Annotated in this window: 21 protein-coding genes; 3 read left to right on the plus strand and 18 right to left on the minus strand. The window is 30.0% G+C overall.

Translation table 11 applies throughout. The annotated features are described in order from the left end of the window. Positions 1–83: 83 nt before the first annotated feature. The 14 genes from I6U48_RS11425 to I6U48_RS11490 form a co-directional block, all read right to left on the minus strand. Positions 84–2,030, minus strand: coding sequence for an EAL domain-containing protein (locus tag I6U48_RS11425; RefSeq protein ID WP_218320592.1), 1,947 nt, complete (start codon positions 2,028–2,030; stop codon positions 84–86). A 206-nt stretch (positions 2,031–2,236) separates the two neighbouring features. Continuing rightward, positions 2,237–2,980: a TIGR03915 family putative DNA repair protein gene (locus tag I6U48_RS11430; RefSeq protein ID WP_218320593.1), complete on the minus strand. Its 744-nt coding sequence runs from the start codon at positions 2,978–2,980 to the stop codon at positions 2,237–2,239. 58 nt (positions 2,981–3,038) lie between these two features. Then, positions 3,039–4,343, minus strand: a complete 1,305-nt coding sequence (locus I6U48_RS11435) for a putative DNA modification/repair radical SAM protein (RefSeq protein ID WP_218320594.1) — start codon at positions 4,341–4,343, stop codon at positions 3,039–3,041. A 112-nt stretch (positions 4,344–4,455) separates the two neighbouring features. Next, positions 4,456–5,637: a 30S ribosomal protein S1 gene (gene rpsA / locus I6U48_RS11440; RefSeq protein WP_218320595.1), complete on the minus strand. Its 1,182-nt coding sequence runs from the start codon at positions 5,635–5,637 to the stop codon at positions 4,456–4,458. A gap of 105 nt (positions 5,638–5,742) precedes the next feature. Further along, positions 5,743–6,708, minus strand: coding sequence for a P1 family peptidase (locus I6U48_RS11445; protein WP_218320596.1), 966 nt, complete (start codon positions 6,706–6,708; stop codon positions 5,743–5,745). A 112-nt stretch (positions 6,709–6,820) separates the two neighbouring features. Then, complete coding sequence (locus I6U48_RS11450; RefSeq protein ID WP_218320597.1) at positions 6,821–7,408, minus strand: ECF transporter S component; 588 nt, start codon at positions 7,406–7,408, stop codon at positions 6,821–6,823. 218 nt (positions 7,409–7,626) lie between these two features. Continuing rightward, entirely contained in the window at positions 7,627–8,538 is a 912-nt protein-coding gene (locus I6U48_RS11455) for a pseudouridine-5'-phosphate glycosidase (RefSeq protein WP_218320598.1), read from the minus strand. After that, positions 8,532–9,626, minus strand: a complete 1,095-nt coding sequence (locus I6U48_RS11460; protein WP_218320599.1) for a PfkB family carbohydrate kinase — start codon at positions 9,624–9,626, stop codon at positions 8,532–8,534. The genes I6U48_RS11455 and I6U48_RS11460 overlap by 7 nt, the downstream gene beginning before the upstream one ends. Before the next feature lie 537 nt (positions 9,627–10,163). Then, on the minus strand, positions 10,164–11,684 hold the full coding sequence (locus tag I6U48_RS11465) for a hypothetical protein (RefSeq protein ID WP_218320600.1): 1,521 nt from the start codon (positions 11,682–11,684) through the stop codon (positions 10,164–10,166). A gap of 74 nt (positions 11,685–11,758) precedes the next feature. Beyond that, entirely contained in the window at positions 11,759–12,253 is a 495-nt protein-coding gene (locus I6U48_RS11470; RefSeq protein ID WP_218320601.1) for a dihydrofolate reductase, read from the minus strand. A gap of 119 nt (positions 12,254–12,372) precedes the next feature. After that, positions 12,373–13,209 carry a YjjW family glycine radical enzyme activase gene (locus I6U48_RS11475; RefSeq protein WP_218320602.1) on the minus strand — a complete coding sequence of 279 codons (837 nt, stop codon included), beginning with the start codon at positions 13,207–13,209 and terminating at the stop codon, positions 12,373–12,375. Beyond that, positions 13,202–14,701: a YjjI family glycine radical enzyme gene (locus tag I6U48_RS11480; protein WP_218320603.1), complete on the minus strand. Its 1,500-nt coding sequence runs from the start codon at positions 14,699–14,701 to the stop codon at positions 13,202–13,204. Before I6U48_RS11480 ends, I6U48_RS11475 begins: the two co-directional genes overlap by 8 nt. A 120-nt stretch (positions 14,702–14,821) precedes the next feature. Next, positions 14,822–16,636, minus strand: a complete 1,815-nt coding sequence (locus I6U48_RS11485) for an ABC transporter ATP-binding protein (protein ID WP_218320604.1) — start codon at positions 16,634–16,636, stop codon at positions 14,822–14,824. Between the two features lie 11 nt (positions 16,637–16,647). Next, complete coding sequence (locus I6U48_RS11490) at positions 16,648–18,402, minus strand: ABC transporter ATP-binding protein (RefSeq protein WP_218320605.1); 1,755 nt, start codon at positions 18,400–18,402, stop codon at positions 16,648–16,650. A 262-nt stretch (positions 18,403–18,664) separates the two neighbouring features. Here I6U48_RS11490 and I6U48_RS11495 point away from each other — a divergent pair, with 262 nt between their 5' ends. From I6U48_RS11495 to I6U48_RS11505, 3 genes are read left to right on the plus strand one after another with little or no spacing between them, the layout of a single operon-like run. Further along, entirely contained in the window at positions 18,665–19,882 is a 1,218-nt protein-coding gene (locus I6U48_RS11495) for a tetratricopeptide repeat protein (RefSeq protein WP_218320606.1), read from the plus strand. Positions 19,883–19,900: 18 nt separating this feature from the next. Next, entirely contained in the window at positions 19,901–20,596 is a 696-nt protein-coding gene (locus I6U48_RS11500) for a response regulator transcription factor (protein WP_218320607.1), read from the plus strand. A gap of 20 nt (positions 20,597–20,616) precedes the next feature. Further along, positions 20,617–22,002 (plus strand): sensor histidine kinase, encoded by a 1,386-nt coding sequence (locus I6U48_RS11505; protein WP_218320608.1) that lies wholly within the window; start codon positions 20,617–20,619, stop codon positions 22,000–22,002. 128 nt (positions 22,003–22,130) lie between these two features. Here the strand turns inward: I6U48_RS11505 and I6U48_RS11510 are convergent, their stop codons facing one another. From I6U48_RS11510 to I6U48_RS11525, 4 genes are read right to left on the minus strand one after another with little or no spacing between them, the layout of a single operon-like run. Then, on the minus strand, positions 22,131–22,622 hold the full coding sequence (locus tag I6U48_RS11510; protein ID WP_218320609.1) for a QueT transporter family protein: 492 nt from the start codon (positions 22,620–22,622) through the stop codon (positions 22,131–22,133). 18 nt (positions 22,623–22,640) lie between these two features. Continuing rightward, positions 22,641–23,324, minus strand: a complete 684-nt coding sequence (gene queC / locus I6U48_RS11515; RefSeq protein WP_218320610.1) for a 7-cyano-7-deazaguanine synthase QueC — start codon at positions 23,322–23,324, stop codon at positions 22,641–22,643. Then, the gene (locus I6U48_RS11520; RefSeq protein WP_218320611.1) at positions 23,324–24,085 is read right to left on the minus strand and encodes an acyl-CoA dehydratase activase; all 762 of its coding nucleotides are present in this window, start codon (positions 24,083–24,085) and stop codon (positions 23,324–23,326) included. The genes queC and I6U48_RS11520 overlap by 1 nt, the downstream gene beginning before the upstream one ends. Positions 24,086–24,107: 22 nt before the next feature. Continuing rightward, positions 24,108–25,112, minus strand: coding sequence for a 2-hydroxyacyl-CoA dehydratase family protein (locus I6U48_RS11525; RefSeq protein ID WP_218320612.1), 1,005 nt, complete (start codon positions 25,110–25,112; stop codon positions 24,108–24,110). Positions 25,113–25,337 lie beyond the last annotated feature (225 nt).

A 25,337-nucleotide genomic window follows, 5' to 3' on the forward strand; every position in this document is an offset into this window, starting at 1 on the left:
AATGATAGGATTGACCTTGTAATAAAAATAAAAGCAAATTTAAAGAAATCTTTTCTTTAAATTTGCTTTTATTTAAAAATCAACTATAATTTAATATCAAAAAAACCTTTTTTCAAATCAAATTCAATTTCCTCTGGAGGAAACGGTTTACTGAAATAGTACCCTTGAATCCTATTACATTCCTTGTCTACCAATGACTGCAATTGGTTCTTAAACTCTACACCTTCTGCTGTAACATCCAATTCCATTTTATGTGCTAGCTTTATTATTTCACAAGTAATTAATTCTTCATAAGAATTGCTGCATAGACCATCTATAAAACTTTTATCTAACTTTAATGTATTAATAGGTAAACTCTTTAAATAATTTAATGAAGAGTAACCTGTGCCAAAATCATCTAAAGCGATTCTTAACCCCATATTTCTCAACTCATTAAGAATTCTTAAGTTAGACTCAATAGTTTCCATCATAACACTTTCTGTTATTTCTAATTCCAAATATTCTGGCTTTGTTCCTGTCTGTTCTAAAATTAATTTTACATTATCTAAGAAATCCCTATTTTGAATTTGTGTGACAGATACATTTACTGAAATAAAGTCATACGAGTATCCTTTACTTTTCCACTCTTTATTTTGTATGCAAGCCGTCTCTAAAACCCATTGGCCTATTGGAATAATCAATCCTGTATCTTCTGCTAGTTTAATAAATTCATAAGGAGAAACCCATCCAAACTTTTTACTATTCCATCTTAAAAGAGCTTCTAAGCTTACTATTTTCCCATTCTTTATATCCACCTGAGGCTGATAATGCAGCATAAGTTCATCATTCTTTATAGCATTTCTCAATTCTTTTTCCATTTCAGTTCTTCTTGATATCTGGTCATACAAGGATTTTTCAAAAAATATGTGAGAATTTTTACCTATATGTTTAGATTTATTTAATGCTATGTCTGCACTTCTTAAGATTTCCTCAAAGTTATCTCCATCATCTGGAAAAATGGCAATTCCAATGCTGCCAGATATGAAAAACTCCTTTTCATCTAGCTCCCATCTACTATTAATTAAATTGTATATTTTATTAATGCTTTCTAAAACATCTTCTTTACTTTCTACATTACGCTGTAATATTAAAAATTCATCTCCACTTGACCTAGAAACTATACAATTTTCCTTTAAATAATCCTGAAATGTTTCCCCTATTTTTCTTAACAGCTTATCACCACATTGATGTCCAAACCCATTGTTTATTCCTCTAAAGTTATCCAAATCCATGTAAATAATAGCTAACTTTAGTGAACTATCATCATACTTATTTAACTCTCTCTGGATAAAGTTCCAATTAGGTAATCCTGTTAATGGATCATAATATGCCATCTTTTCTAATTCATCATATTGAGTTCTAAGTTGATGCTCTGCACCTCTCAATTGCTGATAAACTGCTGAAAGCTCTATATAACTTTCGCTTAACTTTTTATTAACTTCCAGTTCATTTAAATGCCTAGATGCTATTTCTGAAACCAGTTTGGCTACCTTTAGAAGAAAATCTATAATTGGTTTAAGGTGTTCTCTTTTTATTACTGGAATCTCTTTAACAGCTTTTATGTATTTTTTTTCATCAAATCCAAATTGTGATCCCTGACTTCTAAAAAAATCTAAATTTGGTTCTTCTAAGAACATCTGGCTTGCAAAGATGTTTGCAAGATAACAACCATCGATCCTTATTGGGACAACTATTTGTGCTAAACCATTCTTACACTTATGAATAATATATTCCTTTTCTTCTGTCATTTTCTCTACAACAATTTTTTCATCGTTATAGCATCTTTGTCTTGTTGATTCATTTTTCATATAAAAATCTCTGCAAAGACTACCATGATCAATATTTACAAAACTTTCATCTTTAATCTCTTTAATTGTATATCCTATTCCAGTTATTGTCCCAAGACTTTCAATTAAACTATTTAAATGTTTTATATCTACAAGTTCAGAGAATTTATATTCCACAAAAACACCAGCCTTCATCCGTTCCATTTTCCATAAAAACTCCCAAATAAAAATAATTTCTAAATTTTTTACAGTATTAATTAACTTATAGACAATTAATACTTAAAAAATTAAATATTAGTACACTCATGTACATTTTACCATACTATATTATGTTTGCATATTAAAAATTTCGTTATTTTTTGTCAAATTTTAAAGGTGTTAATTGCGAATAATTATACACAATTAACACCCTAATTCATTTCAGTAATAAACTTCCAATAGCGCTTCGGCATATGGCTTTTTTGCAGATTTACATTTTTTCGATTTTCTATTGCAATAGAATTAAAATACTCTTTCCAGAGCTTTTCATAAATGCCATAGTCCTCACTCCTTGGTATTTTTTCTATATCAATAATTGACATTTCAGTAATTATCCACTTGCTTTTGTTATACAAAGCTGCTATTCCTCTTCTTCTGTCATGAATAATAAATTTTTCCGAAGAAAATCTTTGTACAAAGTGCGGCATAATTAGTTCAAGTATATTATAATCTGGTTCCATCTCTGCATAATATAAATTATTATTTAAAACTGTAAATCTTATAAAACCCAGCATTCTATGTGTTTCACTAATTATTTTTCGACTTACATTGTGAATATACATTACTGTATTATTATGCATATGCAAATCTATATCTCTGCCTATATTAAAAGCTAACTTTAAATATTTGTAAATTGCAGTATCACTTTCTTTTAATTCAGATAAAAAAACGTAAAAAATATTTTTCAACACTTCATGTGAAATCTTGTTTTTTATCGAATTATATACCTTATCGGCCTTTTTCTTGTCAGTTTTTATATATATAGTATCTATAAAAAAACTTGGAATAAAGTCTTGTTCCTTAAAAATTTCTTCAGGTTTCTCCTTTTTATAATAAGATTCATAAATGGCTGTAAGCAAACCTTCAAAACTTCCATCATAAATATAGCAAATCATACATATTTTTCCTTTACCAAAAATATTTTCTACCAAAAAATTTTAGCTTTTCAAACCTTTATATCTCACCAGTAATGCTTGTTATTGAATCTTGTGACTTATATAATATTGATTTTTCATCAAAAAATGATATTTGCGTATAATTATACCTATTAATTCCTGTTATTGCATCCTCCACCTGCTCTCTTATAAGTTCTTCTTTAAAAGTTATTTTACCATTGTATTTTCCTTTGCAAGTTATAAAATATTTTGCTCTCTTTAATGCTATACCAATCTTTCTTAAATCATCGAAATTTAAAAATTGAACTTTCCTTATCTTTACTATTTTCATAGCAGATCTTACTCCAATTCCAGGCACACGCAAAAGTAAATTATATGGAGCTAAATTAATTTCTACAGGGAAATGCTCTAAATGTCTTAATGCCCAATCAGTTTTTGGATCTAACTTCATGTCAAAGTTAGGGTTTTCATCATTTAGTAATTCACCTGCAGAAAACCCATAAAATCTCAAAAGCCAATCTGCCTGATATAACCTATGTTCTCTTATTAGAGGAGGATTTTTAATATCAGGAAGCTTCGAACTTTTTACCACTGGGACATATGCTGAATAATAAACCCTTTTCAGATTATAATGATTATACAGGCTTTCTGAAAGTTTCATAATCTGTAAATCACTTTCAGGAGTAGCACCAATTATTAACTGGCTACTTTGTCCTGCAGGCACAAATCTGTCTGCATTCCTATATATTTTTCTTTCTTCTTCTAAAATGGAAATTTCTCTTCCAATAAAAGACATAGGTTTCAGAATTTTTTCTTTATCTTTCTGTGGTGCTAAAAGCTTTAAACTTTTACTTGAAGGAAGCTCTATATTTACACTCATTCTATCTGCAAGTAACCCAGCTTTTTTTATCAAAATTTCATCTGCACCAGGTATAGCTTTTAAATGAATATATCCGTTGAACTTATGCTCATTTCTAAGTCTATCAGCTACCTCTATAATAAGTTCCATTGTATAATTAGCATTTTGTAAAACAGCAGAACTCAAAAACAATCCTTCAATGTAATTTCTTTTATAAAAATTTAATGTTAAATCTGCCACCTCTTTAGGTGTAAAAAAAGCCCTCTCAATATCATTTGAAATTCTATTTACGCAGTAAGTGCAATCGAAAGTACAATAATTTGTTAATAAAATCTTCAAAAGAGATATACATCTTCCATCTGAAGTAAAACTGTGGCATATTCCACTTTGATATCCGTTTCCTATTCCACCTTTGGTATTTTTCCTATTACTTCCACTAGATGAACATGATACATCATATTTGGCGGCTGCTGAAAGTATTCTTAACTTTTCCAATACATCCATATATACTCCCTCCTGCTATATAGTTATAATTATACCAAACATATGTTCTTATGTAAATAATATAAAAGTAAGTTTTAGTAAAATTAAAACTTACTTCCATATTAACTGTATTTTAATCAAATTTTAAATCTTTAAATTTATCTCCAAACAGTTCACCTAAGCTTACTCCTGATTCTTGAGTATCAACATATTTCTCAATATCTTCCTTTGGTTTTTCTAAAGCTTCTTTTATGCTTAAACTCATCTTTTTCGCTTCCCCATCAATGTCTAGTATCTTCACTTTTACTTTGCTTCCTATACTTAACACATCTGATGGTTTTAAAATGCGTTCTTCTGATATCTCTGAAATATGTACTAATCCTTCTATACCTGATTCTAATTCCACAAAAGCACCAAAATTTAAGAATTTTGAAATAGTTCCTTCTACTATGCTTCCTATTTTATATTCTTGTAAAACATTATTCCAAGGGTCTTCACTTACATCTTTTAATGCTAAAGAAATTCTATTATTTTCTTTATCTGTCTCCAAAACATATACTTCTACTTTATCTCCAACTGATACAACATCGGAAGGATTATTAACCTTTTTCCATGATAACTGTGAAAGATGTATTAAACCATCTACTCCACCTAAGTCAACAAAAGCTCCAAACTTTGTTAGTCTGCTTACTATGCCTTTTCTCTTTTCGCCTGATTTAATATCATTCCATAATGCTGTCTTTTTAGCCTCTAACTCTACATTTTCTACTTCTTTTCTAGACAAAACTATTTTTTCTTTGTTTCTATCAAATTCTATGACCTTTACTTCTAAAGTTTTATTTACAAATTCATTTAAATCCTTCACATAAGCTACCGAAAGTTGTGAAGCAGGTATGAAGGCTCTAATTCCTTTTATATAAGTAACTACTCCACCTTTAACCACTTCTTTTACAGTTATTTCGAAAGTAGTACCATTTTTAAATGAATTTTCAAGCTCTTCCCATACCTTTATTTTATCTGCTGCTTTTTTTGATAATAAAATATTTCCTTCTCCATCATTCATATTTAGTATGTAAACATAAATTTCATCATTTTCTTTTAAAACATCTTTAGGATTTACTTCTGGATCATCACTTATCTCATTCTTAGCTAATATTCCATCTGACATATAACCTAAATTTATTATTGCTTCGTTATCTGTTACCGATATAACCTTACCTTTTACAATTTCACCATTTCTAACTTTTTTCATTGATGCCTCTATTTCTTCCATAGCATCACTCATTGAGTTTGTTTCGTTTTCATTAACTGACATACAATTCATCTCCTTACCCAATTCATATATATAAGTTTTGTTTTTTACCTAATTTTATTCTACCACAAATAATATTTATTGGATAATTTAAGGATAAAAATTATGTTAAGTTACAATATCTCTATAAGCCTTATATCCTAAGACACCTTCTGCATTTTTAACAGCCCTTATTACTGCCTGCTCTACAACTCTTGCTGCTAATAGCCCTACAACATTAATATCTGCTTCTACTTTTCCAGTAGCCATAGTAAAAATAGTATCTCCATCGAACATTGAATGAGCAGGTCTCATAGCTCTTCCATAACCATTATGAGCCATGGAAGCCACTTTATTTATTTCTGATTTTGTGAATTTTCCATTTGTTACAACTACTCCAATAGTAGTATTTCCACTAAACAAATTTTTCTTTTCATCATACTGAGATATCATAACCCTTTCTGTATCTAAAAAAGTTCTTTTATCTTTATCTAAGGCTCCCGCAATAATCTTTCCTGTACTCGAATCAACAACATCACCAAGACAATTAACAGCAATAACTGCCCCGACCTGAAGTTCCCCAACCTGTAGTGCATAGCATCCAAGTCCTCCCTTCATAGAACTTTCAGGACCAAGTATCTTTCCTACAGTAGCACCTGTACCTGCACCTACATTACCTTCCATGCACTCATTAAATTCTGCATTTTTACAAGCTTCATATCCCATTTCTTTATCAGGCCTAATTCTATAATCTCCAATAGCTAAATCAAAAAGTACCGCTGAACATACTATAGGGACTTTGGTAACCCCCACATCAAAGCCTATGTTTTTATCTTCCAAGTACTGCATAACACCACTAGCGGCATCCAATCCAAAAGCACTTCCTCCAGCAAGAGTTACTGCATGGATTCTATCTACTAGATTCACCGGGTTTAACAAATCTGTTTCCCTAGTTCCTGGAGCTCCTCCTCTTACATCCACACCTGCCGAAGCTCCATCTTCACATATTACTACAGTGCATCCGGTAGGCCCATTTAAATTTTGTGCATTACCTATTCTTATTCCTTGTATTTCATTAAATAATATCTCTTTCATTTTATCCTCCTATTCTAGAATTTAATCTCTTAAACATTTTAATATTACAATTATCTTAAAATAAATAAAACCCTATAGAATTAGTAAAAATCAATTCTATAGGGTAAATCTCTTATTTATGTCTTATTTTATTAACAGCAGTTACTACTGCAACCGTTATTATTGTAGATATTATTGCTTCTGGAATACCATTCATTAAAGCAACTGTAGCTATTCCCTTCTTAGCAGCACTAATACTTAAATGCAATGTATTTGCATATGGTCCTAAATAGATTAAGTAAATCATTCCTAGAACCCCACAAGTATTAGTTAACGAACCAATCGCCGCTGCAACTGACATGTTGAACACCTTAAAATTAGTCTTTATAGCCTTATAAGTATAATAAGATGTCAAAGCAATAAGTACTCTTGGTAATACTGATACTATTGGATTTAAAAATACAAAAGATACTGGTGTTGGAGCTGTTATAGATTGTATTATGCTAAATATACCAAATATTAACCCAACCATACATCCTACAACTGGACCTTCTAAAATAGCTCCTATAATAACAGGAATATGCATTATAGTTGCCTTTACAGGTGGAATAGGTATAAAACCCAAACCAGTTACACCTAGTACAATTGAAATAGCTGACAGCATTCCAACTATGGCCATCTGTCTTGTGTTGAATCTTGCAGTTCTTAATCCTCTTTCCATGATTTCCTCCGTTCTTATTCCTACTTGGATATAATTCGGAATAACTTTAATAAAATATTTGTGTTCGGTTTCATAAAGGAATACCGACATTTTCATTGTATCACCTTGAAAAAAAATTTCAATATATAAATAATTAGTTTAACTTATTTAAATATACAGAATTGTGTGTAAAAGGCAAAAGGCTGTGTATCTATTAAATAAATACGCAACCTTTTATATTATTTACATAGCTCAGTAGCTATATCTGCTGCAAGCTTTGCATTATTGTAAACTAGTTTAATGTTTGATTCTAAGCTGTCTCCACCTGTTATATCCTTTATTTTAGCAAGTAAGAATGGTGTACTTTCTTTGCCTCTTATTCCTTTTTCCTCTGCTTCTTTTACTGCCTCATTAATTGCTTTAGTTATTACATCATAGTCCATTGCATCTTCTTCTGGTATTGGATTTGTAATTACCATTCCTCCATTTAATCCCAAATCCCACTTAGCTTTTATAGCGTCTGCTACTTCTTTTGCACTATCAATTCTATAATCTACGCCAAAACCGCTTTTTCTAGTATAAAATGCTGGTAATTCATTTGTACCAAAGCCTACAACAGGAACTCCATTAGTTTCTAAGTACTCTAAAGTTAATCCTAAGTCTAGTATTGATTTTGCACCTGCACAAACTACTGCTACATTTGTATGTGCTAATTCTTCAAGGTCTGCTGATATATCAAAAGTTTCTTGTGCCCCTCTGTGTACTCCTCCTATTCCGCCTGTTGCAAAAACTTTTATTCCAGCAAGAGCGGCAATTATCATAGTAGTTGCTACTGTAGTTGCTCCATCTAATTTTTTAGCAACTATGAAAGGTATATCTCTTCTGCTAGTCTTAATAACATTATTATTTTTACCCAAACGTTCAAGTTCTTCGTCAGTTACACCTACTTTTAGTCTTCCATCTAGTATAGCAATTGTAGCTGGCATAACACCTTTATCTCTTAATATTTGTTCAACCTTTTTAGCTGTTTCAACATTTTTAGGATATGGCATCCCATGAGATATTATAGTTGATTCTAATGCAACTACTGGTCTTCCTTCATCTAAGGCTTTTTTAACCTCTGGTTTTATATCTAAGTACTTTTCTAACATAATTCTAATTCCTCCATCTTTTTAATTACATTTTCATATGACATATTTGGATTTATAGTATTACTATGAGATAGTGCTAGTATAGAAGCACTCATAGCAAATTTAGCTGCATAATCTATTGAAAAATCTTTGAGTTTACTATAAGTAAGTCCTGCTACAAAAGCGTCACCTGCTCCTGTTGCATTTACCACCTTAACCTTTGGTGTCTTGATTATATCTTCATCTATTCCGTCGTTATAATAAATCCCCTCTTCTCCTAGCGTAATAAATACTCTTTTTACACCTTGGTTTAAAAAGTATTCACCACATCTTTTCAAGTCATCATTATTAACTATTTTTATGTCTGAAAGAATTTCAGCTTCAATTTTATTTGGTTTAATAGTATGAAAATTACCAATAATATTTTTTACCTTTTTTGATTTTGCTGTGGATACTGTATCCAAGAAAAATTCTGTATCTTTACTATTTGTAACAATATATTCGATAGTTTCCGCTGGTATATTGGTATCTATAATACATATATTGGAATTTTCAATTACATGCTTTTTCTTTTGGATAAATTCAACTGTCATTTTTTCAAAAACATCCATATATGCAATTGCTGCATGCATATCTCTTTCTTCATCTAATATACACAAATAAGTTGAAGTAGACTGTCCTTCAAGTATTAAAGAATGCTGCATATCCATTCCTAATACCCTTGCTTCTTCTAATATCTTATTTCCATGAAGATCATCGCCTAATGCTGTAATAAGTTTAGTCTCAGCTCCAAGTTTAGTAAGATTTTCTCCTATATTTCTGCCTACACCACCAAGAGATACCTTAACCACTCCTGGATTAGAATCTTTCATAAGTAACTTTTGATTAGGAAACCCTTGAATATCAATGTTTGCACCACCAATGATACAAACATATGGGTCTTCACTTAGTATATATCCTTTTCCTCTAATATAGCCTTTTTTCATCAAGTTAGTTATATGAACTGCAGCCGAGGAACGGGTAATACCCAAAGCATCTGAAAGATCTTTTTGTGATATCATGGGATTTTCCCTAATTAACTTTAATATTTCTTCTTCTCTATTAGTCATAAGATTCTCCTTAATACTAATATTTTTCTTAACTTTTGCTTATATTATTAATTTAAGCTTATAATAACATACTTTAATACGTTTTTCAAGCAAAAAATAAAAAGCCTAAGATATTTTATAGGCATATAATTACATAACTATTTTCTCTATAACTAATTGTATTATGTAATTCTCTTATATAAGATATCTAAAGCTTTTATAGAGAACGATACCAGAAAGTAGACTTATACAAAGGGATATGTTCTCGAAACTGAAAGCACATATAAAAACTTTTTAATCAATCTTAGCGAGGTATTTTAGAAAATCTTAGATCCTTTGATATGTCTGAGGTACGAGTTTATCAATGGTTCTTTGAAATATATGAAACTCCTCTTCCTTTCGTCCGAGGAGTAAGCGATTCGCACAAAATCAAAGATTTTGGCTCTCTGCTTAATTACTGAGCCTTAGATTGATTAAAAGTTTTTATAGTGCCGAAGTTTGGGAACATATCCCGGAGTGTAAGTCTACTTTCGGCCGTATTTCTCTATATTTGCAGTTTTAATCTCTATTAATAGGAAATCCCTCATTAAAATATTCTTTAGGATATATCAAATCTATAATTTTTTCTCTAGTACATTTACCGTCTTCCATAAATACACCTGGTATCCCCTTAAGTGACACTCTTACATTTTTAATATTAAATATGTCACATACATTTTCTATACATTCAACTACAGATTTATCCCTATCTTCTTTAACATACTTGTCTATGTCTTCACCTCTCAACCAATCAGCATCTCCTGTATAATTTTCATCAAAATTTATTACAGTGCATTTCAATTTATCTTTATCATTTCCAGATATTGAAGACATAAAAAAGGTTTTTACCATAATATCATCTAACGGCAGACTATATCCTGCAAAAATTATATGTTTAGCATTTTTCATAAGTAGTCCCATTTCAGTTTTTATTTCTTCTAATGGTGGTATACTTCTTTTTTTAGCTAAAGTCTGCATAATTAAAGGCATATCATAAGGATAAGTTATTTGACCACAATAAGGACATTCAATAGCTCCTCTTTTATGTTCACTTTCTTTTTTAGTTTTATATTTCCAATTTTTTTGAAGTCCACCCAATACCGATGGTCCAAAAACTTCAGTAGACAATCTATCCCATCTACCTCCAAAGGTAGTTATATATTTACCACATTCAGCACATATTCTTGATCCAAATATACCATGTGGAAATAATATTTTCCCTATTCTAATTATCCTAGATTGGTATTTGTAATCATTAACTCTCTTACATTGAGATTCATCCGATGTATACCATATCTCTGCTTCATCATTTCCGATTTCTGTCGACGCTATTCTAGTACCAAAATCATCAAATAGCCTTAAATTTAATCCATCCTTCATCTTCATAGGATTATCATTCTCTTCTTTATGCGCATTAAAAATATTCCACATAAGTATTGGGTCCCAGTTGAAAGACACTATTGCATAAGAATATAAATAAAACCTTCTAGTATCTCTCTTATATCCTCTTTCTTCAAAGCATTTCGATTCATCTTTCATAAGCTCTGTAAGTATTTTTGAAAGTTGATAGTAAGGCTCTACAAGATTTTTATCCATATAACCAGGTTTACTTTGTACACTAAGTCTTTCTAATTCCTCTATGAGTAAAATTAGACATCTCTTAGCACCTATTATTCTCTCAACTCTTAAAAATTCCGTTTTTCCATTACAGAATGCATTAAACCCCATACCATTATCTATAAGTTGATCTAGCATTGTAAAAAGCTCATGCATATTCAATTTTGTGTTAGTATCTATAATTGTTGTTAATGCCTTTAAATCATATATCTTAGATAACTTAGAATCCTTAATCAAATCTTCTGTTACAAGTTTTATGAATGCATTTTTCAACTTTTCATTCTTACTTTCTAAAAACGAAAAATCTCTTTTGTTTATTTTTATTACTAGTTGTATTAATTCCTTTGTTGCATATAGCCCAAGGGATTTAGTTGCTCCAGCACCCCATAATATTACCGTCTCTGGCCAATATTTTTCAGGCATTCTATCACCTCTAAAAAAATTGTGAAATACTCTTAGTTACAAATGTATGATAACCACTATTCATAATTATAATTCTACTTTCGTTCTAAAGTCTTAAATACATGTACATGCTTGTTTTCTTCATCAAGTATTCCCTCTTTAACTTCTATTACTTTCCACTCTTTTTCATCGTATTCAGGTAAAAAAGTGTCTCCTTCAATATCTTCATCTATTTCTGTTAGATACATCCTGCTTGCATAGGGAAAGAGTAATGAAAAAATTTCTTCTCCTCCTATTACAAAATATTCTTTTTCGTCTTTGATATATGACTCTAACTGTTCCTGGCTATTTATTATAGTTACTCTTTTATCATCTGACTTATAGTTTTTGTCTCTTGTTAATACTATATGATGCCTGTCTTTTAGTATTTGTGGAAGGGATTCAAAGGTTTTTCTTCCCATAATCATCGTCCTAGTTTTACTTGTAGTGACTTCTTTAAACTTTTTCAAATCATTAGGCAGATACCATGGCATTTTGTTATCTATACCTATAACATTATTTTTTGCTACAGCAACAACGAAACTTAACATTCCATTTCCTCCATTCTATATAGACACCTACGGCCGACACTTAACTTATTCTCTGGGATATATTGGCATTCTTCCGACACTATATCCCTGCGTATAAGTTAAGTGTCTAGTGTAGGTATCTATACTACAATTACATTTTTACATCCATTCCTAGTTGCAACACCCTTTAATTCTTCTATCATTTCATTATCTGGTTGAACAATTTCTATTTTTTCCGTGCGCACACCAATAGGTCTATATTTTATAAGCTTATATCTTATCTCGTTGTCTAATGATGCAATTAATTTGCTTATTTCATTTACATTATTAAAGTTATTTAAAACATTAGGCACCACTACAGTTCTAACTTCATATAGTTTATTTATACTGGCAAGATACCTTGCGTTTTTTAATACCATATCATTATCTCTTTCTGTAAGCTTTTTATGTTCATCGTTATCAAAAGACTTTATATCTAACATAACCATATCTGTTAAATCCACGAGCTCTTTATTTTTACTAAAATCTGTAGACCCATTTGTATCTACAAATATTGTAAGTCCTAATTTTCTTACCTCTTCAAATAGATCAACTAGAAATTCCTTTTGTAAAGTACATTCTCCTCCTGATACAGTAATTCCTGAAATAAAGGACTTAACTTTCGTAATCTCCTTTAATATTTCATCCACACTCATTTCTTTCGCCTTAGGGCCACAATCATTTGGGCAGCTCTTAATACATTCTCCACAGTCCTTACATTTCTCTTCATCCCATATAACTGAGCCTCCCACTATAGATATAGCATCAAATCTGCAAATAAGAACACAAGCTCCACATTGCCTGCATTTCTTAATTGTTTCTGGATTATGGCAATATAGACAGTTAAAATTGCATCCTTGGAAGAATATCGCTGTTCTGTTTCCCGGTCCATCTACCAAGCTAAAAGGAATAATTTTATTTACTAGACCTTTAAGCATCTTTTCTTACCTTTCTTTCAAGTACTCTCGAATTTTTAACTGCACCAAGTCCAAGTGCTACTGTATCTTGAAGTACTTGTTCTCCTCTATCTAGTTTCTCTATATCTGATCTTTTAACAAGATATCCTGTTATTCTTATTACATCGCTATCTGCTGAATATAAAGAAAAATATCTCATATCTTCCTTAAAGGCACCTTTTACTATATCCAATACAGCCTTGGGATTATTCTTAGCTGTAGTTTCAAATGGGAATATATCTCCAATACCCGATGGAAAATATTTATGGAATTTTGCACTTTGAGTTAAATGTATATATAATTCTGGTTCTTCTCCAATTGGTATTCTACATCCTGGGCTAGTGCCTTTATCTGTTTCAATTCCTACTTGAGCATGTAATAAAAAATGTCCTTCTGTCACTTCACAGTATGAATTAGTTCTATTGTTTACTACCTCATACATTTTTTCGATTATTGTAATTCCTAATTTATTAGCTTCTTCACTATGTCCAAATCTATCCTTTTGTTCTTCTGCTTTAAGTAAAGTGTTTACACACTCAGCGAGTCCAAACATACCAAACATAGCAGTAAATCTATCTCTACTTATTAATCTTTCCTTAACTAAAAAATTACTTTCAAAAAAACTACTTTCTTCTACAATAAATTTTATTCTTTCATCCATATAATCTGACATTTTTAACATTGTATCTGGAAGTATTTTATTTATAAATTCTTCTTTATCACTAGCTTTTTTAGCTAATGCTGCCAAGTTTAATCTAACTAAAGTATAACTTCCGCCCCCAATGTACAAACCATTATAGCAGCTTGCTATACCATAACTCTTGTACTTATCGAATTCCTTCGAAAATATTTCATCATTAGCAAAGCTTGGTTTTGCCGTAACTAGAGCTGTACTTACTGCATCTATAGCAAAATCTTCTGGAGTATTTTTACTATATTTTAATGTTATGTTAGGTATGGCTGTTTGAAGTTCCCTTTGAACCTTTAATATTATTCTTCCAGCTTTAGTTTCCATTGGTCCGATATTTGCATGGCAAAAGGAATCTGTTATTGTTCTATCTATATGCAACAAAAATAGTTTTATTGCTTTATAAGCTTCTTTCTCATCTTCTATAAAAGGATCAAGCAATGTATCAATATTGCCTATATATACAGGCATAGATGTAACTGATGGAACATGTTTGTACAAAATTAGCAAATTATTTGTTGCTTCCCATATATCCTTGGCTGATTCTAGTCCTAAAAATTCGCTGCCTTGTTTCATAAATTTTTCATAATCAGGTACTATATATCTTGGCCTATATGGAGCATTTCCTTCATTCAAGTCACATATTATACCTTCATCTCTTAACTGCTGCACTTCTGAGCTTATATTTAATACATTGAGAGTAGCCTCAGCCTCATGAGCAAGAGTTAAGACTTTTTGTTCATATGTCAACGTTTTATCTTTTACTACTTTTAAAATATTTTCCATATTGCTTCATCTCCAAATATAATTATTATTTATTATTATTTTATAATTGTTATCATATTTTTGCAAATTCTTTAATTTTCCTGAGAAGTAATTCCATAAAAATATTATTAAAAGATACAATTACACCTGTTTATAAAGCTTATAATAAAAACCTTTCTTCCTCATAAGCTCCTCATGATTACCTATTTCCTTTACTTCTCCTTTATTGAGCACTATAACCTTATCTGACTTTTTTACAGTTGACAATCTATGTGCCACTGCTATAGTGGTTCTGCCTTTCATTAATTTCTCTAATGCCTCCTGAATCAAAAACTCCGTTTCTGTATCAATATTTGAAGTAGCCTCATCCATAACTAAAATTGCAGGATTAAATACTAACGCTCTGGCAAAGGAAATAAGTTGTCTCTGTCCCATGGAAAGTGTTGTTCCTTTTTCATTTATTTTATGTTTATATTCATCATTAAAAGCTTCTATAAAATAATCTGCATTTATATATTCAGCAGCACTCTTTACCTCTTCTAAAGAAATATCTTTATTAAACAATCTTATATTAGTTTCTATATCACCAGCAAATAAAAATACATCCTGAAGTACTAAACCTATATTTTTTCTTAAAGCTTTCTTTTTTATATGTTTTATATCTATTCCGTCTATTAATATTTCACCCTTTTGATGTTCATAAAAACCGCAGATTAAATTTGTTACACTGGTTTTACCAGCTCCAGTTGCACCTACAAAAGATACTGCTTGCCCGGGCAATATTTTAAAGGAAATGTCCTTTAGTATCCAGTTTTCCTCTTCATAGGCAAACCAAACATTTCTAAACTCTATCTCCCCTGTTAATTTATCTAATTCACAAGCATCCTCCTGATCTTCTTCAACTTTTTCATTTAATATACCAAATATTCTTTCTGCAGATACCATGGAGCTTTGATAGGTATTATATTGATCTGTAAGTTCAATAATTGGTTGAAAAAGCCTGTTTATATAATTTATAAAAGCATAAATAGTCCCTACTTCTATAGTTCCTTTAACAAGTCTTATTCCTCCGTAGCCTAATATAAGTGCCAAAGATAAAGTCTTAACCACATCCATGAAGGGCCTAAAGATTCCAAAAAGAGCTATTTGCTTTAAATTTGCATTATAATATTCCTTATTTATATCTTCAAATTCTCTATATTTCTTGTTTTCCATATTAAAAATTTGAATTATTTTCATGCCTGCTATATTCTCAGACATAAAGCTATTTATTAAAGATAACTTATTTCTTATATCACTAAAAATCTTTCTTGCTTTTTTCTTAAATAAAAGGGTTACAATAAACATTAAAGGTGTTGCTAGTAAACATATAAGTGTAAGCTTTAAGTCTAAACTTAGCATAACAAAAAGTATTCCAACCATAATAAATAAATTTTGTATAAAACCTATTATAACGTCTGTAAACATATCATTTAAGGAATCCGTGTCATTAGTAGCTCTCGTCACAATTTTTCCAATAGGATTTTTATCAAAATAAGAAATAGGCAGTTTTTGTATATGAGTAAAAATTTTTTCTCTAAGGTTCATAATAATTTCCTTAGCTGTTCTCTCCAATATGTAAGTCTGAAAATAGCTCATAACAAGTTCTAAAAGCATAAATACAAAATACATTATTCCTAAAACTTTTATTCCATTTTCACATTGTTTTAAAGTCAAAGTACCAGTTATTCCTCTTTTTATATAATCATCAATAGCTATTTTTATTATATATGGTCTTGCAAGCTGAGAAGAAGATACTAAAAGAATTAAAAATAAAGACAAAAGGAAGGGCTTCCAATAGGGGCCTGCGTATTTTACAAGTTCTTTTGTTATTTCTCTATCACTATTTATAGAGGTTCTTTTATTATCCTCAAGCCTTTTGCCTTTAGAACCTCCAAAGTTAACTCCTTTTGCCATATACTCCCTCCTTATAATTCCTCAGATTCTTCCTGTGAAATCTGCTTTTTATACATTCTATAATATAATCCCTCAATTTTTATAAGCTCTGCATGAGACCCTCTCTCTATTATACTGCCTTTATTTAATACAATGATTTCATCAGCATGCTTTATGCTGGAAATCCTATGTGAAATTATTATACAGGCACTGCTTTTACAGATTTCTTTTAATCCATCTAATATATTCTTCTCTGTATTTGTATCCACCGCGGATAAACAATCATCAAATATAAGTATAGATGGCTTCTTGATTATAGCCCTAGCAATAGATATTCTTTGTTTCTGACCTCCAGATACATTTACTCCTCTTTCACCAAGTACAGTATCAAATTTATTTGGAAAATCCATAATATTATCATAAACCTGACTTATATGGGCTGACTCTTCTATATCTTTTATATCATAACTATCTTCTGAAAAACCTATATTATATTTTATTGATTGAGAAAATAAAAAATTATCCTGAGGAACATATCCTATATTATGACGAAGCTTTTCTATTGGAATTTCCGTGATATCTATACCGTCTATAAGTAATTGACCTTTCTGCTCAGGGTTATACAGCCTTAATATTAAACTCCCTAGCGTAGATTTTCCACTTCCTATTTTTCCAACTACAGCTGTGGTTTTTCCAGGTTCTATAGTTAAATTTATATTCTTTAATACAGGCTTAAACTTATTATTATAAGAAAAGGTTAAATCTCTAAATTCTATTTTTCCTCTAAGCTTAGAATTATTTAAATCAAGTTCCTCTTCTTTTTCATCAAATATTTCTGTTTTTTCATCAAATAAATTTTCTATTCTATCACTAGAAGCTTTTCCCTTTTGAATGGTGTTTACTATAACTCCTATAAATTTTATTGGTCTTACTAAAACCCCTATATAACTATTTACAGCAATAAAATCACCTATAGTTATTTGTTTTTTTAATACCAATGAGGAACCATAAACTAAAACAAATAAATATGAAATAGAACTTATAAACTCAATTAAAGGGTAAAATATTCCCCAAACTTTAACTAATTCAATATTTGTTTCATAATTTTTTTTATTTATAACTTTAAAGTTTCGGGCTTCCTCCTGCTCTTGTACAAAAGCTTTTATTACTCTAATTCCAGAAACATTTTCCTGAACCTTTTCTGTTAAATCGGAAAAGGACTCTTGAACCTTTCTAAATTTTTTATTTATTATAAGTCCAAATTTTGCAACTATAAATATTAAAATAGGTATAGGTATAAAAGCTATTAATGCAAGTCTCATATTTATAGTTTTACTCATTGCAATAATACTTAAAACCATTAGAAAAAATGTATCTATAATAAGGTTTGTACCTCTACTTAAAGCTACCCTTACAGCTTTAACATCATTTACAGATAAAGCCATCAATTCTCCTATAGTCTTTCTACTAAAAAAACTCATAGAAAGCTTTTCTAAACGTCTAAATATTTCCTTTCCCGTTTCATATTGAAATATTATTGATGCTCCCATTATTTGAAGTCTAGTAAAATAATTTAATATAAAAACAGCTGCAGCAATAATAAATATAAATAACGGATATTTACTTATATTGCTTATATTTATACTTCCAAATTGAATGCCATCAATAAGCTTCCCGGTAATTATAGGTATAGATATTTGCAAAAGATTTATAATTAGTAACGCAACAATTCCTTTTATATATCTTTTTTTATTTTTAAATACAAATTTTTTTATTCTTCCAGACATAGTCCCACCTGTCCTAGCATATTTATTTCTCTTATTAATACTTCTTTTGACATAATAATTGAATATCTAACTTTAATTATATTCTAAATAACTCAATATAGTAAATAAATAACGAAAATCAAAGTATCTTTGCCTCTTTATATTTTCTCTAAGATATATTTCAAACCTAAAAAATCCTCGTAACCATTTCATAACTACTTTTCAACGTATATGATTTATAATATTAATTATAGAAAAGTAACTTAAAGGAAGTGTATTATATATGAAAAAAGGATTATTGTCATTTTTTATTGTTTCTTCATTATTTTTTTCCTCCTGTATGGGATATTCAACGCCAACAGGACTAATTAAAGCTCCTCAAATTAATACAGGTGACAGCAATACCCAAGACCTAAAGGCCATTGTACAAAACTTTTTACCAAAAGATTCTGTATTATTAGCTCAAAATGATTTAGTTTCTGGAAAACCTATGTTAAATCTGGACTTAGATAATGACGGAGCTAATGAAATTATAGCTTTTTTCAAAATACAGGATAAGTTTGAAAAAGGATTTATTGTGCTCAAGAAAAAAAATAATAATTGGTCTAAAATATTTGAAAAAAAACAAGAATGTAATTCTATATCAAAATCTGATTTTATCAATATAGTAGATAAGGATACTAAGAGTCTACTGGTAGGTTTTCTTATTAGTGGTAACTCTGGCGCTCAATATTATTATTATACCCTTAAGGATGGTAAAATTAAGGAGTCAAGTTTAGGTTGGTGGAAACAATTTGAAATATTAAATACACCTCAGCAAAATAATAAAGGCTTTGTATTTGCTGCAATGAGTCGGGGAACAGGAAATATAGAAAATTGGGATGTAGTTAGTTTAAATGGTGAAGAAATTTGCCGTGACGAAGATGATTACCCTTCTTATGGATCAAAAATTATAGATTATTACAATAATCTTTTACAACAATATAAAGATAAAGTTAGCCCTATGTCTGGTTTGGCTTGGTACAACCTAATAGATGCACAAGTTAAAAGTAATAAGCTTAAGGAAGCTTTAACTTCTCTAGATAATTTCAATAAAATAGTCGGCACAGACACTACATCTTTTGAAATAGTTAGCCAGGACAAATTTAAATTTTTACAAGGAAAAGCCTTTAGTAAATTAAAAAGATATGAAGAAGCTTCAGCTATTTTTAATGATTTACAGACTAAATATGAAGAAAACTTATCAAATTTAACTAAAAAAAATGATAAAAATTCTTTATATTTAATTAAAGCAGCTAAATTAGACTTATTAAATATATATTTTGAAAAATATAAAATTGAGGGAGCTTTAAAGGAAAATGATAAAATTAACGAACTAAAAGCCAAAGCCTTAAATTTAAATATTTTGCAGGACTATAATAAAAATAATGGAGAAGATATAATTTATAATGAATTAGATATTAATACTGCCAAACTGCAGTTAGAAAAATTAAAACAATGATTTTGGAGTGTAATAGATATGAATGAAAAAGTTTTAGTGGTAGAAGATGAAGCTAGTATAAGAAGCTTTACCGTTATAAATCTCAGTATTAGTAATTTTGATGTAAAAGAATCCTCTTCTGGAGAGGAGGCTTTAAAAATTTGCGAAAATTATACACCAGAAGTCGCTATACTAGACATTATGATGCCTGGCATGGATGGCTACAAATTATGTGAACTATTGAGAGAAAAATTTCCTGATATAGCTATAATTATGCTTACTGCTAAATCACAAGATATGGACAAGATACTGGGCTTGAACACTGGTGCCGATGATTATATGATAAAACCTTTTAACCCTATGGAGCTTATCTCTAGGATAAGAGCTATATTAAGAAGAATAAAAAGATCTTCTGAAAATAATATGTGCAGTGATTTAATACAATGCAAAAACTTACTTTTAGATATAAACTCTCAAAAATTTTTTAAAGGTTCAAAAGAACTTCCCCTTACCCAAAGAGAATTTTCTTTAATAAAGGTTTTTATGAAAAATATAGATAAAGCTTTTAATAGAGATGAACTGCTTAACTTAGCCTGGGGCGAAGACTTTTTGGGAGATTATAAAACAGTAGACGTTCATGTGAGAAGATTAAGAGAAAAAATTGAAGAAGATTCTTCAAATCCAGAATTTATAAAAACAATTTGGGGTTATGGATACAGATTTTCTAAATCATAAATATCAGGATGTGATTATTATTGAAAAGCTTAAAAACAAGATTAATAGGCAGTCACTTTATTGCCATATTTCTTTCCATAGTTATAATAGAAATTCTTTGTTTTATAAGTATAAAAAATTATTATTATAATACCATTGAAGAAACCTTAAAAAAACAAGCTCAAACCTCTATTAATTTTTTTAATAAATACTCAGATAAAAATAATAAAGATGTTTTTTTAGAAGATATAATTGAAACTCTATCTTATACTACTAATGCACATATACAGATATTATCAAGGGATAAAGTACTAGTCGTTGATTCTTTAGGAATAAAGGCAGGCACTACTTTGAATTATCCGGATATAAACGCTGCTAATGAAAATAAGGAAACTAGATTTATAGGAGTTCCTTCCTACTCAAAGGAAAAATGTATGGGTGTATCTTATTTATTACAAAATGCAACTAGAAATAGCTCTTACATTATAAGATTAGAATCTTCTCTAAAAGATGTTGATAACTTTTTAAAAAATTTGATTATAATTTTTATTGTAATAGGTTTTTTAGTGATTGTGTTTATTTCACTTATAAGTGTGCTTATTTCAAATAGTATAATTAATCCTTTAAACAATATAATTACTACAGCTAAAGAAATGGCACAAGGAAAATTTTCTGTAAAAGCACAAAAAAAATATAACGATGAAGTGGGTACTTTAGCAGATACCTTAAATTATATGGCTAAGGAAATACTTAAAACCGACAAACTGAAAAATGATTTTATCTCTTCCGTTTCTCACGAATTAAGGACTCCTTTGACAGCTATAAAGGGTTGGGCATTAACTCTAAAAAGAAAAGAACTCATTGATGAAATTAAGAGAGAAGAAGGTCTAAATATAATCATAGAAGAAAGCGAAAGACTAACTGCTTTGGTGGAAGAACTATTAGATTTTTCTAGATTTCAATCCAATAGAATAACACTTAATATTGAAGACTTAAATTTAAGTGAGCTCCTTCATAATGCGTTAAATGAAATCCAGCCTAGAGCTAATAGAAGCAATATAATAATTATCTCTTATATTCCTACGCTTCCTTTAGTAAAAGGAGATAAAAATAGGCTAAAGCAAGTTTTTATAAATATACTAGATAACTCTTTAAAGTTCACCAAGTCAGGAGGTAGCATAACCTTGAAAGCATTTCTAGAGAACGAAAATGTAAAAGTATCTATAGAAGATAGCGGCATTGGCATAGAACCTGAACATCTTCCCCATATACTAAAAAAATTCTACAAAGGAGATACAAAAAAATCCGGAAGTGGAATCGGACTTGCTATCTGTGAAGAAATTATAAAACTTCATAATGGCAGCTTAGAAATAGAAAGTACGCTAGGGGTGGGCACTGTTGTAACTATTATATTGAAAGGTGCATAAATGGGGCTGTCGCACTTATGTAAGTACGGCAGCCCCATGGAGAGGACAGTGAATGAAAAATAATTAAAGCTTTTCTATAGCGATAGCAGAAGAAAATCAACCTTCACTGTCCTCTGTCAAATGTCCTCTTATAAAACTTTTCTTAACTGCTTTAACAAAAGTACTCCTACAATGGCAGGAATTATTTGTCCTACACATAAACTTATAGCAAGCACTTTATAAGGAACATGTATTAAAATAGATAGCCAAATAGGAACTACAAGCCCTGGTATGAAAATTATTGGAAGAATTGCAAACCAGTCATTTAGTTTCAATCTTTTAATTAGATATACAAGCCCTGATGCCATCATTCCAACTGCTGCACCTCCTAGCATATCAAAAACACCAAGTCCTCCCATTATTGTATTGCTTATAAGATTAGCAACGCCCATTGGCAATATTAAAAATGGAAATATTCCACTCAATGCATATAATGAAGTTGCTATTCTAATCTGATACTGACCAAAGGCAAAGCTTTGAGTAAAATACATAACTATTACATACATTCCGATAACTAAACCTGAAATAGCTAATTTTTTTACAGACGATATATTTTTATTTTTTGTTACATTAACTTCCATAACGACTCTCCTCTTATTTTAATAATTATTTTTTGCATACTTTACAGGATCTTCATATCCAGCTTCTTTAAAAGCCTTTAGCCTCAGCATACAACTGTCACAAACGCCACAAGCCAATTCTTCTCCTTTATAACAAGACCATGTTAGCCCATAGTCTACACCTAACTCTTTTCCGAGTTTTATCTCCTGTGATTTTGTCATATGAAGAAATGGAGCATGTATTTTAATTTTTCTTCCCTGCTCTACTGCACATACTGTTCCGTTATTAATAGCATTTTCCATTGCATTAATAAATTCTTCTCTGCAGTCAACATACCCAGAATAATCTACTTCACTTACACCAATAAATATGTCTTGAGCTCCTACTACTTCTGCATAAGATGCTGCATAGGATAAAAATATCATATTTCTTGCTGGCACATAAGTAACAGGGATTTCTTTGCTTTCTTCTTTTCCTTCTGGTACTTCTATATTTTTGTCCGTAAGAGCTGAACCACCCCACGCATTCATATTAGTAGTTACAACTATATGTTCCTTAACTCCCGCTTTCTCTGCTATATTCTTAGCACAGTTAAGCTCTTTGTCATGTCTTTGTCCATAGTCAAAGGATATTGCATAAACTTCATATCCTTCTTTTTTAGCTAAATAAACTACAGTACTAGAATCCAATCCTCCTGATAATAAAACCACTGCTTTTTTCATTATAATCCCATCCTTTCACCATAATAACAACAGCCTAAAGCTCCATTAAATTGTGCATCAGGCAAAGTGATTATCTCATCATAATCCTTCTTCAGATAAGTCTTTAAAGCATTATTTCTTGCTACCCCACCAGAAACAACAAGAGTCTTTCCATAAAACTTTTTAAGTAGAGGCTCTAGTCTCTTATATAAGGAGTAATTTACACCTGCACAAAGTCTATCTATGCTGATTCCTTCTGCAATTTTTCCAATAAGTTCTGATTCTGAAAAAACTGCACAGGTTGAATTAAGTTCCACTGGACTTTCATAATGTTCAAACATGTCATCTATTGGTATTTCTAAAACACTTGCCATGTTCTCTAAATATCTTCCACAGGATGCTGCACATTTTTCATTTAATTCTAAGTCAGTTATAATTCCTTTCTCAACCTTAACCACCTTTACATCCTGCCCACCTACATCTAAAAGAATAAAGTTTTTAAGGTTAGTTTGGAACAGCACTCCATATACGTGAGCTTTAATTTCATTAATTGGGTTAAAAAAATTTAAATCTGTATTATTTCGTCCATAACCTGTAGATACAGCCGAATCTACTTTATCTATTTCTAGTTTTTTCAAGTCTACTAGTATTTTCCCATCAAAACTGCAATAATCTCTATAAAAAGACATAGTGCTTATTTTAAACTTTTTTATTATATTGTTATTTTCCAAAAGTGCTACCTTCACTTCTCTACTACCTAAATCTATTCCAAGACGTCTCACATCTTCACCTTCTATTAATTTTCTATTGTTTATTAAATTTCTTCATATCCAAAATCATATCTAAAAATGCTTCCAATCTAAGCTTTGTTCTAGCATCCAAAAAATTCAACTTATCGCCCTCTATATTAAGAACTGGAACTTCTAGCTCATTTTTTATTACTATATCTTCTATTTGTCTATAACAAAATGCTTGTGTATAATGTATTATTCCATCTATTCTTCTGTCTTCTATTTGTTTTTTTACTTCTGCTAATCTAAATTTAATATCATAAGGATATGTGTAATCATAATATTGCTCATATATGTTTTCTGCTTTATATCCTCTTGGAAATGCAAATTCTCTTTGAATTTCGTTATACACAAAGTGTGCATCAAAATCTGAAACATAGTCATATATATCACAAGTCATTGGTGGAATCCCTATAAATCCAAGCCTTATTTTTTTATTTATAGGTTTTCTTTTTTCTATTTCTTCAATTTTATTTATAATTTCTTCTTCAAATTTTTCCACATTAGTATTAAAATCACTGCTGCTTACGTGATATAGATGATTTTCAAATCCACTTACTTTATTTGCCTCAAAAGTTAGTTCATCTAGTTTTCTTACTAAAGCTCTAGTTCTATTTAATCTTTTTCTTACCTCTTCAACTTCCTCTAGCTTTACTCCAAACATATCCATAAAACTATCCAGTGATCTTTTTATATCTTCAAGTTTATGAGTATGTGGATATGCAAAGGGATATATATTAACTCCATGCATAGACAATACTTCTTCTACTGCCTTTGTATTAGAACAATCACCTTCTGTAACTCCAACTATCTCTTTTATATTATGGTGAATACATACTCCATAAGTTCCTTTTTGCCAAGCACAACAGCTTTTCGGAAAACCTTCTTTTTCTGCTATATCAATATATTTTCCATAATCTTCTGATGTAATAAAAATATTTTTAAGATCAATAACCTCATACCCAGCTGCAATTAAAACTTCTATAGGCACCGTCGTTGTTATTCCAATCTTTTTCATGTTTCACCTCATTTAAAATTGCTTTTAATTTTTGATAATAAAAAAAGGGCATAGCCTGCCCATCAAAATACAAAACTAATTAAAAGTGCATTCAAAAATAAAAAAGAGCATGCCGCTCCCTTATATACAAAACACTTTAATTGATTAAATCCTAGTTTTGTTTATAGACAGGATGGTTACGAACTGTCTTATTTAATTTTACAAATTCTAATATATTTTAATACA

It is taken from the genome of Clostridium thailandense, from assembly GCF_019207025.1.
Taxonomy (GTDB): domain Bacteria; phylum Bacillota; class Clostridia; order Clostridiales; family Clostridiaceae; genus Clostridium_AM; species Clostridium_AM thailandense.